Raw genomic sequence first — 11,426 nt, forward strand, 5'->3', positions numbered from 1 at the left:
GCCGGCGATCCCATGCGGCGGAGCGGGTGTCGGACGGCATCGCACACGTCGTTGATGACCCCGCCAGCCCCCCTCGCAGGCGCTGGTCCACGTCAGACGACACGTCGCCCGAGGCGCCGGGCGTTCTCCTAGACGCGTCTATTTTTCACACGGAATTTACAGCTAAATTGGCGTTCAAGCCCGCTTGATCATTTCCGGCGCGCTTACCAATCAGTGAAATCCCTTCCACATCAATGACATCAAGGCTTTTCAGGACCCAGTTTTCATATCCCGACGAACGGCGCCTTCACACCTTCATTATTCGGATCCAGCCGCCGATACCACACTGCAGCCCACAGACTGCCGGATACCGCTCCCACATCAGATCACCCAGTCGGACAGCCTATGTTGCACTCACACGATGCCGCCCCCGTCGCCTACCCGCCTGTTGGTGGGCACGTTGCGCGCACTACCTGGACTGCATGGCTGCCGGCCGCTGCACACATCGGGCTGCTGGCCTTGCTTGCCTGCTACGCCGCCACGCTGGTGCCCGGCGGCTTTTTAAGCGGGCTCGGACGCCTGCTTCCCGTCCTGCTGGTGCTGGGCGCGGCAAGCGCCGGCCTGGGGTGGTGGGCGCGCCGGCGTCACGCTGCGCAGCTGCAGCAAGCCGTGAGCGCAGCGATGGCGATCGGCGAAGGGCGCTTCCAGCGTCTGGACCTGCGCAACGCCTCCGGCGAACTCGCACCATTGCTGCATGCCTTGCAGGATGCTCAGGACAAGCTCGCCATCCGCATCGATGTAATGGAGCAATCCCTGCGCCATGGCCAGTTCGTGATCAAGGCGCTCGACGATCTGGACACCATGATCCGCATCGCCGACGACGATGGCCAGGTGTTGTTCGCCAACCGCAAACTGCTCGCCATGCTCAAGCTGATCGAGCCGGATGTGCAGAGCTTCCATCCCAGCTTCCACGCCGAAGGCTTCGTCGGCGGCAGCATCGGCGACATCTATCCGGACAGCCAGGCTGCGATCGATCGCATGCGTGCATTGAACGCCTCCAAGGCCGTGCGTGCGCCGTTCTTTGGCCGCCAGATCGACTTCGTCTACAGCCCGATCATCGCCGCCGACGGCACCAAGCTGGGCACCATCGCGCAGTGGGTGGACGTCACCGCGCAGGTCAACGCCGAGCAGACGCTGATCCAGATCATCGACGCCGCCTCCGCCGGCGACTTCAGCCATCGCATGCAGATCGACGGCATGGATGGCGTGCTGCTGACCCTGGCGCAAGGCATCAATCGCATCTACGACTCGGTGGAAATCCACCTGGACGCGTTGGCCCGCGTGATCGCTGCGCTGGCCGAAGGCGACCTCACCCAACGCGTGGATGGCGATGCGCATGGCATCTTCGCGCGCTTGCGCGACGACACCAACCAGACCGTCGCCCGCCTGACCGAAATCATCGGCGGTATCCAGACCGCATCGGACACCATTCGCCAGGCCGCGGTGGAAATCGCCGCCGGCAACACGGATCTTTCCGAACGCACCGAGCAGCAGGCCGCCAAACTGGAAGAAACCGCAAGCTTGATGGAAGAACTCACCTCCACCGTGAAGCAAAACGCCGAGAGCGCACTGCAGGCCAATCGCCTGGTGGTGGGCACCGGCGAAGTGGCACAGAGCGGCGGCCAGGTGATGGACGACGTGGTCGCCACCATGAGTCAGATCAGCGCGGCCTCGCGCAAGATCGGCGAGATCATCGGCGTCATCGACGGCATCGCGTTCCAGACCAATATCCTGGCGCTCAACGCTGCGGTGGAAGCCGCACGTGCCGGCGAACAGGGCCGCGGTTTTGCCGTGGTGGCTTCGGAAGTGCGTGCGTTGGCGCGGCGCTCGGCCGATGCCGCCAAGGAAATCAAGACGCTGATCGCCGACTCCACCGACAAGGTGGAACTGGGTTCGGGCCTGGTGCACCGCGCCGGCGCGACCATGCGCGAGATCGTCGGCTCGGTCAAACACGTCACCGACATCATGAGCGAGATCACCTCGGCCAGTGCCGAGCAATCCAGCGGCATCGAGCAGGTCAACCGCACGGTCGCGCAGCTGGACGAAGTGACCCAACGCAACGCCGCGCTGGTGGAAGAAGCTACCGCCGCCGCGCGCAGCCTGGAAGAACAGGCTGTGGAACTGGCCGATGCGGTGTCGATCTTCCGCCTGCAGTCCGACACCCGCCCAAGTGCCTCCCACGCCGTACGCGCCAGCTTCCACAACGCGGCATAAGCTCGCCATGTATGGCGTTTCCTAGGAGCGCACCCGGGGCCTCCAGCAACGCCCGCCGCGCTCAGGCGCGCTGCGACGAACCGTTGCTCTGGAGCGCCGGCGCGAGCAATCGCTGCGCATCACGCGAACACCCCGAACGCTGTGGCTGGCTGTCTCGAAACGCGCCGCAGCCGCCGAACACCCGTGCCCGCATCAGCCGGGTATTGCATCCCTAGCATCTGCCTAGGAGCGCACCCAGGCGCGATCAGGCTTTCCCGGAAATGCCCGCGCCAACAGGCACGCGCCCGAGAACGGCCGAGCGATGCGCCGGATCGTCTCGTCCTGGCATCGCATCGTTCCTCAGGCCAGTTCACCCGCGCCGCCCACAGTGCGTCAGTCCAGAAACCGCGCATGCTGCTCGGGCGTCGGCAACATGCAGTGGTCGCTGCGACCGAACCAGCGGTAGCGATTGCGTGCGATCAGCCGGTAGCCGATATCGCGCACGCTGCGCGGCACGACACGCAGCACACCGGCCAGCCGCCAAAAACCACCCAATCCTGCAAGCACGCGCACAATCGCATCGCTGTCGGTCCAGGCACCGGTGGCGTCCACCAGCAGAAATGACAACGGGTCGTCCGGGTCCAGACCGTGCTGCCGCAACAGCGCGCGCCCGGCCTGGCCCTGCATGGCCGCAAAGCGATAGCGCGCACGCTGATCGTGGCGCAGCAGAAACTTGACCCAGCTATTGCACAGCAGGCACACGCCATCGAAGACGATGGTGGCGGGCGCCGCAGGCAGCGCAACAAACGATTGATCAGCGCGGTTCAAGCCAGTCTCATAGCGAATGAACGGCCCTGCCAGCGGCAAGTGCACGTCGACCCGAAACCCGTAACGGCCACTATCGGCATGCTCGCGGCAACGCACCTGCCGCAACCAGCGCGCAGGCTACGGAATCCATCCGAACGCCCACACACGTGTGGCCTGCCAGTACAGCGATTGCGCATCGGCCTGCAACGAAAATTCGAAACGCACCGCGCCCAGGTGTTCGCGCAGGCTGTTGCCATGGCGCCATAGCCGCGAATGCATCGGCAAACCGCCAAAACGCCGATGCCAGCGCTCGCCGTGCGCGTCGGCAAGAAATTTCACTTTCACCTCGACGTCGCCGCTGCGCGGCAAACGGCTCTGCAGCGCCAGCAACGGCACCAACGTATGCGCAACACGCTGAATCTGCGCGCGCCCGGCGAAGATCTGCCGCTGCTGCACCGAGTGCAATGCGCGCACCGGCGCGGGCAACTGCGCAAATGCGTCCTGCCCCAGCACCTGGGCGAACAGCGGCGTGCTCAGGGTGCGATCCACGCCAGCGTAGCCATGCGTCCGCTGCGGCGGTCGCGCCGGTGCGAGAAAAAGCGCTGCGGATCGGAAATGGTGCACAACCCGCCGCCATACACCGCATCGGCCGGCACACCCGCCTGCTGCAGCCGCTGGCGAGCCAGCGCATACAGATCCACCCGCCAGTACCCTGGACGCGTGGCGACAAACGCCTGTTGCGCCTGTGCATCGTGCGCAACGAAGGCATCGAAGACGTCTTGGCCAATTTCATACACCTGCGGCCCCGCCGCCGGACCCAGCCAGGCGACCAGCTGCTGCGGTGGCGTTCGCATCGCGGCCATGCTGCGCTCCAGCACGCCGTCGGCCAGCCCGCGCCAACCGGCATGCGCAGCAGCAACTTCGTTGCCATCCACGGCAGCGAACACGACCGGCAGACAATCGGCGGTGAGGATCGCCAGCACCACGCCAGGGACCGACGTCACCGCAGCATCGGCCACCGGTTCTTGCGCGCCTGGTAGCTCATTCGCTGCGCCGTCCGTTGATCCAGGCGCAGCGGGCGGTGCGTCTACCCGCACCACGCCCACGCCGTGCACCTGTCGCAGCCAGTGCGGCGTGCTCGGCAACGCCAAGGCCTCGGCCAGTAGCGCCCGATTGCGCTCCACCTGCGCGGGCACATCGCCTTCGGCGCTATTGCGATTGCCCAGGTTGAGCGTGTCGAACGGCGCCAGCGAGCCGCCCAGACCATGACGCAGCGTGGTCAGCGCGCGGATGCGCGGCGGCGCTGGCCAGTCCGCCGGCAGGATGAAGGGCGCGGCCACGGCCACCTCAGCGGCGTGCCATCTCGGCGGCGCGTGCGCTGTCTTCGCGCAGCGCGGTCATCAAGCGCTGCAGATCGGCCGGCACCGGCGCGCTGGCACGGACCGGCTCGCCGCTGACCGGATGCCGGAATTCCAGGGTTTCGGCATGCAGCGCCTGGCGCTTGAAGGTGCGCAGTTCGTGCACCAGTTCGTCGGTGGCGCCCTTGGGCAGCTTGAGCGCCCCGCCGTACAGCGGGTCGCCGACGATCGGCGATTTCAGGTGGGCCATGTGCACACGGATCTGATGGGTACGCCCGGTTTCCAGACGGCATTCCAGTGCGGTATGTGCGCGGAAGCGCTCGCGCAGGCGGTAATGCGTGACCGCATCGCGACCGTCGTCGCGCACCGCCATCTTCAGGCGGTCGCGCGGGTGGCGGTCGATTGGTGCATTGGCGGTGCCGCCGGAGACCAGTGCGCCGACCACCACCGCCAGATACTGGCGATGCACATCGCGCGCGGACAGTTGCTCCACCAGCGCGGTCTGCGCCTGTACGGTGCGCGCCACTACCATCACGCCGCTGGTGTCCTTGTCCAGGCGATGCACTACGCCAGCGCGCGGCACCGAGGCCAGCGCCGGGTCGCGGAACAGCAGCGCGTTGACCAAGGTGCCGTCGGGATTACCGGCGCCCGGATGCACCACCAGACCGGCCGGCTTGTCGATCACCAGCACCTGCTCGTCTTCGTACAGCACGCTCAGCGGGATGTCCTGCGGCGCGGCGTGGGTCTGGGTTTCCAGCACCACCTGCACCTGCACGCTCTCGCCGCCGCGCAAGGTGTCGCGCGGGCGTGCCATGGCGCCGTCCAGCAGCGCGTCGCCGGACTTGATCCATTCCGACAGCCGCGAGCGTGAGAATTCGGGGAACAACTCGGCCAGCACTGCGTCGAAACGGCGTCCGGCGGCGTTGTCGGGCACGATCGCCTGGCGGATGGACGGTTCGAGAGCTTCGGCAGATGGGTCGGACATGGACACGGGCACTCAGGAAAAATCGGGAATTTGGGGGTCCGGGCGGCAAGAGTCAGTCGCCGGACAGGCCACTAGGCTATCATCGCGCTCTCGTTTTCCTGATGCGTCCTGCCCAGACCCATGATCCGACGGTCCACGTTTTCCGCGCCTGCGCGCCTGATTGCTCTCATGCTGGTCATGGCGTTCGTCGTCACCGGCTGCCACCGCGGTGCCAAGGACAAAAATCCCGACGAGGGCATGCCGGTCGAACAGCTCTACGGCAAGGGCCACGATCTGATGGAGAAAGGCAACTGGGCCGGCGCCGAGGCCAGCTACAAGCGCCTGATCGCCCAGTACCCGTATGGCCCATACACCGAGCAGGCGATGATCGAAAGCGCCTACGCCCAGTACAAGGCCGGCAAGCACGACGATACGGTGTCCAGCGTCGACCGCTTCATCCGTACCTACCCGACCCACCGCAACATCTCGTATCTGTACTACCTGCGCGGGCTGGCCAACAGCAACCGCGACACAGTGTTCCTGCGCCGCGTGTGGTCGCTGGACCCGAGCCGTCGCGACCTGTCTTCGCCGCAGCAGGCCTACAACGACTTCAATACCGTCACCGACCGCTACCCGAACAGCCGCTACGCCGCCGATGCGCGCAAGCGTATGATCGAGTTGCGCGACGTGTTCGCCCAGCACGAGCTGGACAATGCGCTGTACTACCTGCGCCGCGATGCCTGGGTGTCTGCTGCCGGCCGCGCCAATTACCTGTTGGAAACCTATCCGCAGAGCGCCTATCAATACGACGCCGTCGCGATGCTGGCCGAGGCCTACACGCACTTGGGCAACAAGACCCTGGCGGCCGACGCACGCCGCGTGCTGGAGCTCAACGACCCGCAGCACCCGTGGCTGACCGGTAACTGGCCGAAGTATCCCTGGGCCATCCGCAAGCTCAACCCGTTTGCTGGCGAAAAGTCAGCAGCGACCGGGCAAAAGAATGCCCAGATGAGTCGCGACTGAGACATCTGGCGCAGCGCATCATCTAAAAGAGGCCGCAAGGCCTCTTTTAGATGATGCGGCGATGGCGAAGGCTGCGCGGTGCGTGCAGCGACGATGCCAAGACGACTGCAATTGGCACTGCTGACGAGCCTGCACCTGGCAGCGTGCATCAACTACCTGCAGACGCATCGCCGGACTCGGCGCGCGCATCCAGTCACCCGCGCTAGGTCACTGAATGCTGGAGCCCCCCTGCCTGCACTGACCGCAAACCAGATCTAACTTCCTGCGAGCACCCACCATCCAGGGCGCAGAGGGCCACTTTGGCCTGATGTCGACCTCCCGGCCAAAAACCGACCCTGGACCTGCTCAGCCAATTCGCCCAATCACCGACCACCGCAGCAGCCACGGTGTGCCAAGCCACTGACCATATGGGCAATTCAGGCTACTGGCCGCGATACCCATTGGTGATTGGATAGCGACGTTCGCGCCCGAATGCACGCCGAGACACCTTGGGCCCCGGCGCGGACTGGTGGCGCTTCCACTCGTTGAGCCGCACCAGGCGCAGCACATGCTCGACGGTATCGGCGGCGTAGCCGGCGGCGACGATGTCGTCGCGCGACTGTTCCTGATCGACGTAGCGATACAGGATGCCGTCGAGCACATCGTAGGGCGGCAGCGAATCCTGGTCGGTCTGGTTGTCGCGCAACTCGGCTGACGGCGGGCGCGAGATCACCGCCGGCGGGATCACCGGCGCGCCACCCACGGTGTTGCGCCACTTCGCCAAGCCAAATACTTCTGTCTTGTATAGATCCTTGAGTGGCGCATAACCACCGCACATGTCGCCGTAGATGGTGGCGTAACCCACCGCGTATTCGCTCTTGTTGCCGGTGGTCAGCACCAGACCGCCGAACTTGTTCGACAGCGCCATCAGGATCACGCCACGGCTGCGCGACTGCAGGTTTTCTTCGGTGATGTCCGGCTGGGTGCCTTCGAACATCGGCCCCAGCGCACCGAGCAAACCCTCAAAGGCCGGCTCAATCGCGATGGTTTCCAGCTTGACGCCCAGCGCGCGGCATTGCTCGTCGGCCAGATCATTGGACAGGTTCGCGGTATAGCGCGACGGCAGGCGCACGGCGGTGACGTTATCGCCGCCCAGCGCATCCACTGCGATCGCCAGCACCAGCGCCGAGTCGATGCCGCCAGACAGGCCCAGCCAAACTTTGCTGAAGCCGTTCTTGCGGCAGTAGTCCTGCAGCCCGCGCACAACCGCGCGCCACGCCAGCGCGTCCATACTCTCGTCGCCATCGTCCACCCACACCACCGGGGTGAAGCTGCGCTCGCCGGCGGCGTAGTCCACCACCAGCCACTGGTCCACGAACGCGGCAGCAGCGGGATGCACGGTGCCGTCGCCATCGGCCACCACCGAGGCGCCATCGAACACCAGCGCGTCCTGCCCGCCAACGACGTTGAGATAGGCAATGGCCGCCCCGCTCTCGCGTGTGCGCTCGGCCAGCAACGCATCGCGCTGCGCATGCTTGCCGCGCTCGTAGGGCGAGGCGTTGGGCACCAGCACCAACTCAGCGCGAGCCTTGACGGTGTTGGCCAGCGGCTCTGCAAACCAAAGGTCTTCGCAGATCACCACGCCCACCTGCACGCCCTTGACGGTAAACACGCAGTTGTCGCCATCCGGGTCCACGTCGAAATAGCGGCGCTCGTCGAACACCGCGTAGTTGGGCAATTCGCGCTTGCGGTAGGTTGCCTCGATCCGCCCGTCGCGCAACACGCTAGCGGCGTTGTAGACCACGCTGCCAGCGCTTTGCGGCCAACCGACCACCGCCACGATGCCGCGCGTGGCAGCCGCAATGCGCCCCAACGCTTCTTCGCAATGGGCGAGAAAACCGGGCCGCAGCAGCAGATCTTCCGGCGGATAACCGCTGATCGCCAGCTCGGGAAACAGCACGATATCGGCCTCGAACTCGTCGCGCGCTGCGGCGATGTGCTCGATGATGCGATCGGTGTTCTGCGCCACGGCACCGACCGGGAAGTCGAACTGGGCCATGGCGATGCGAAGGGTGTGTGCTGTCACTGCTGACTCCATCAAAACAGGCTTTCAAGGTAACCCGCTTCGCGCTGCGAACGGATCGCCAGCACATACACGGTGTCGTCCAAAGGTGCGTAACGATAGAGCGCCAGATAACCGCTGGCATCGCGACCAATGACCAGCTCGCGAAATCCGCCATGCACTGCGTGCCCTATCAGCGGATTGTCCGCCAATGCATCGATGGCCTGGAAGACGCCAGCGAGCTTTAGCTGCACATTTGCTGCATCGTGCTCCTGCAGATAGGCGACCAGACGTCGCGCATCGTCGGCGACGCGCGCGGCAAGCGCGATGCTGGACATCTGTCAGCGCTCGACGGTGCTGGCGACCGGTGGCGCGGGGTTCTCTCCGTCGGCAAGCTGCTGCATGTACTGGCGTACGTCCGCCCAGGACAGGGTGTTTTCGCCACCTTCGATGGCAGCCCAGCGTTGCTGCGCTTCGGCATGAAATGCGTTGCGGCGCTCGTGCGCTTCGATTTTCTCCGCAATGGCATCGACGATGAAGCCGTGCGCCGTAGTTCCGGCATCTTTCGCCGCCCTGGCGACACGCGCTTTCAGTTCGTCAGGCAAACGGATTGTGGTCGTGGACATGGCAACCTTGGAAAACCGTATGGCAGCCCCACCGTAGCACACTTGTGACACACCTTGCATGACGCGCTCCTTGTGCGATTCAGGGCTCAGCACCGCTGCAAGCAGCGAGCCGGGCAGTCGGCCCAACGCGCGCGCGGCAGTCAGCGATTCCTGCCATCTGCGTAAGCCGTCTCTATAACGCAGAAAGCCGCCCGAAGGCGGCTTTCCACGACACCACACTGGCGAGACTTACTTCACCAGTGCAGCGATCGCCGCACCCAGATCGCCCGGCGAACGGACGGTCTTGACGCCAGCGGCTTCCATCGCCGCGAACTTGCCTTCGGCCGTGCCCTTGCCGCCCGATGCGATCGCACCGGCGTGGCCCATGCGCTTGCCGGCCGGAGCAGAAGCACCGGCGATGAAGCCGACGACCGGCTTCTTGACGTACTGCTTGATGTACTCGGCACCGGCTTCCTCGGCGTCGCCGCCGATTTCGCCGACCATGATGATGCCTTCAGTCTGCGGGTCTTCGTTGAACAGCTTGAGGCAGTCGACGAAGTTCAGGCCATTGATCGGGTCGCCGCCGATGCCGATGCAGGTACTCTGGCCCAGGCCCACTTCGGTGGTCTGCTTGACCGCTTCATAGGTCAGGGTGCCCGAACGCGACACGATGCCGATCTTGCCCGGCTTGTGGATGTGGCCCGGCATGATGCCGATCTTGCACTCGCCCGGGGTGATCACGCCGGGGCAGTTCGGCCCGATCAGCACGGTGTCCGGATGCGAACGGGTCAGCACGTTCTTGACGCGCAGCATGTCCAGCACCGGGATACCTTCGGTGATGCACACGATGACCTTGATGCCGGCCGCAGCCGCCTCCAGGATCGCATCGGCCGCATACGGCGGCGGCACGTAGATCACCGATGCGTCTGCACCGGTGGCCTTGACTGCATCGGCGACGGTGTTGAACACCGGCAGATCGATATGCGTGGTGCCGCCCTTGCCGGGCGTGACGCCGCCGACGACCTGGGTGCCGTACTCGACCATCTGAGTGGCGTGGAAGGTGCCCTGCTGGCCGGTAAAGCCCTGCACGATCACCTTGGTGTTCTTGTTAATCAAAACGGACATGGATAGTTCCTTCGGTGTCGTGGATCAGGCGGCGTTCTTGACAGCTTCAACGACTTTCTTGGCGCCGTCGTTGATGTTGTCGGCCGGGATGATGGCCATGCCGCTATCGCGCAGCAGCTGCTTGCCTTCTTCCACGTTGGTGCCTTCCAGGCGCACCACGACCGGAACCTTGACGCCCACTTCCTTGACCGCGGCGATGATGCCTTCGGCAATCATGTCGCAGCGGACGATACCGCCGAAGATGTTGACGAAGATGCCTTCGACCTTGTCCGAAGACAGGATCAGCTTGAACGCTTCGATGACGCGCTGCTTGTTCGCACCGCCGCCCACGTCCAGGAAGTTCGCCGGCTCGCCGCCGTTGAGCTTGATGACGTCCATAGTGGCCATGGCCAGACCTGCACCGTTGACCATGCAACCGATATTGCCGTCCATGGTGACGTAGTTGATGTCCAACTCCGACGCGGTCACTTCGGTTTCGTCTTCCTGCGTCTTGTCGCGCATGGCGATCAACTGCTTCTGACGGAACGCGGCGTTGTCGTCGCTGTCGAACTTGCCGTCCAGCGCGTACAGGTTGCCGTCGTCCAGGATCGCCAGCGGGTTGATTTCAACCAGCGCCAGATCCTTTTCGTTGAACAGCTTGTACAAGTTCACCATGATGCTGGCGAACTGGCCGGCCTGCTTGGCATTGAGGCCGAGCTTGAAGCCGAAATCGCGGCCGTGATAGCCCTGCACGCCTTCAACGAAATCGACGTTGAGCGCGTGGATCAGTTCCGGCGTTTCGGCCGCAACCTGCTCGATCTCCACGCCACCCTCGCTCGAGGCGATATAGGTGATGGTCTTGGTGCCGCGGTCGACCAGGATCGACAGGTACAGCTCCTTGACGATCTCACCGGCGGTGGTCACCAACACCAGATTGATCGGCAGCTCGACGCCGGCGGTCTGGTAGGTGGACATCTTTGTGCCGAGCATCTTGGCTGCTGCGGCCTTCACGTCGTCGGTGGTCTTGCAGAACTTGACGCCGCCAGCCTTACCGCGGCCACCCGCGTGGATCTGCGCTTTCACCATCCAAGGGCCCTTGCCCAGGGAATTGGCGACTTCAACCGCTTCGTCCGGGGTCGCCGCGACCTTGCCGGCCGGGACGGGGATGCCGTACTCGGCAAGCAGCTGTTTTGACTGGTATTCGTGGAAATTCATGCGTCACCGTGGGAAAAGGAAACGACCGCTGCGTGCAACGCAGACCGCCTGGGCGGCACGTCGTGGGACGCGAACGG

Annotated in this window: 10 protein-coding genes and 1 pseudogene; 2 read left to right on the forward strand and 9 right to left on the reverse strand. The window is 64.7% G+C overall.

The features are described from left to right. Positions 1–384 precede the first annotated feature (384 nt). Positions 385–2,253 (forward strand): methyl-accepting chemotaxis protein, encoded by a 1,869-nt coding sequence (locus KWO_RS16510; RefSeq protein ID WP_010375250.1) that lies wholly within the window; start codon positions 385–387, stop codon positions 2,251–2,253. A 372-nt stretch (positions 2,254–2,625) separates the two neighbouring features. Here KWO_RS16510 and KWO_RS16515 read toward each other — a convergent pair whose 3' ends face one another. The 4 genes and pseudogenes from KWO_RS16515 to rluD form a co-directional block, all read right to left on the reverse strand. Continuing rightward, positions 2,626–3,060, reverse strand: coding sequence for a thiol-disulfide oxidoreductase DCC family protein (locus KWO_RS16515; protein WP_026113342.1), 435 nt, complete (start codon positions 3,058–3,060; stop codon positions 2,626–2,628). Beyond that, positions 3,047–3,552 (reverse strand): annotated as a pseudogene (locus KWO_RS16520) (DUF4166 domain-containing protein). Before KWO_RS16520 ends, KWO_RS16515 begins: the two are co-directional and overlap by 14 nt. A 20-nt stretch (positions 3,553–3,572) precedes the next feature. Next, positions 3,573–4,385 carry a peptidoglycan editing factor PgeF gene (pgeF, locus tag KWO_RS16525; RefSeq protein WP_017112393.1) on the reverse strand — a complete coding sequence of 271 codons (813 nt, stop codon included), beginning with the start codon at positions 4,383–4,385 and terminating at the stop codon, positions 3,573–3,575. Between the two features lies 1 nt (position 4,386). Beyond that, a complete protein-coding gene (rluD, locus tag KWO_RS16530; RefSeq protein ID WP_010375237.1) occupies positions 4,387–5,382 on the reverse strand; it encodes a 23S rRNA pseudouridine(1911/1915/1917) synthase RluD in 996 nt (331 codons plus the stop codon). A 120-nt stretch (positions 5,383–5,502) separates the two neighbouring features. On the opposite strand from rluD, the gene KWO_RS16535 reads away from it, so the two are divergent. Beyond that, positions 5,503–6,384: an outer membrane protein assembly factor BamD gene (locus KWO_RS16535; RefSeq protein ID WP_010375234.1), complete on the forward strand. Its 882-nt coding sequence runs from the start codon at positions 5,503–5,505 to the stop codon at positions 6,382–6,384. A 421-nt stretch (positions 6,385–6,805) separates the two neighbouring features. Here KWO_RS16535 and KWO_RS16540 read toward each other — a convergent pair whose 3' ends face one another. The 5 genes from KWO_RS16540 to sucC all read right to left on the reverse strand — a co-directional run bounded on the left by KWO_RS16540 (position 6,806) and on the right by sucC (position 11,349). Then, a complete protein-coding gene (locus KWO_RS16540; protein WP_010375231.1) occupies positions 6,806–8,461 on the reverse strand; it encodes an NAD+ synthase in 1,656 nt (551 codons plus the stop codon). Then, positions 8,461–8,763 (reverse strand): type II toxin-antitoxin system RelE/ParE family toxin, encoded by a 303-nt coding sequence (locus tag KWO_RS16545; RefSeq protein WP_010375228.1) that lies wholly within the window; start codon positions 8,761–8,763, stop codon positions 8,461–8,463. The genes KWO_RS16540 and KWO_RS16545 overlap by 1 nt, the downstream gene beginning before the upstream one ends. Positions 8,764–8,766: 3 nt before the next feature. Continuing rightward, a complete protein-coding gene (locus KWO_RS16550; protein WP_010375226.1) occupies positions 8,767–9,177 on the reverse strand; it encodes a CopG family ribbon-helix-helix protein in 411 nt (136 codons plus the stop codon). A gap of 102 nt (positions 9,178–9,279) precedes the next feature. Beyond that, positions 9,280–10,155, reverse strand: coding sequence for a succinate--CoA ligase subunit alpha (gene sucD, locus KWO_RS16555; RefSeq protein ID WP_010366205.1), 876 nt, complete (start codon positions 10,153–10,155; stop codon positions 9,280–9,282). Positions 10,156–10,179: 24 nt separating this feature from the next. Further along, positions 10,180–11,349, reverse strand: coding sequence for an ADP-forming succinate--CoA ligase subunit beta (sucC, locus tag KWO_RS16560; RefSeq protein ID WP_010366204.1), 1,170 nt, complete (start codon positions 11,347–11,349; stop codon positions 10,180–10,182). Positions 11,350–11,426: the final 77 nt, after the last annotated feature.

Origin of the sequence: Xanthomonas vasicola pv. musacearum NCPPB 4379, from assembly GCF_000277895.2 — a bacterium.
GTDB lineage: Bacteria > Pseudomonadota > Gammaproteobacteria > Xanthomonadales > Xanthomonadaceae > Xanthomonas > Xanthomonas vasicola.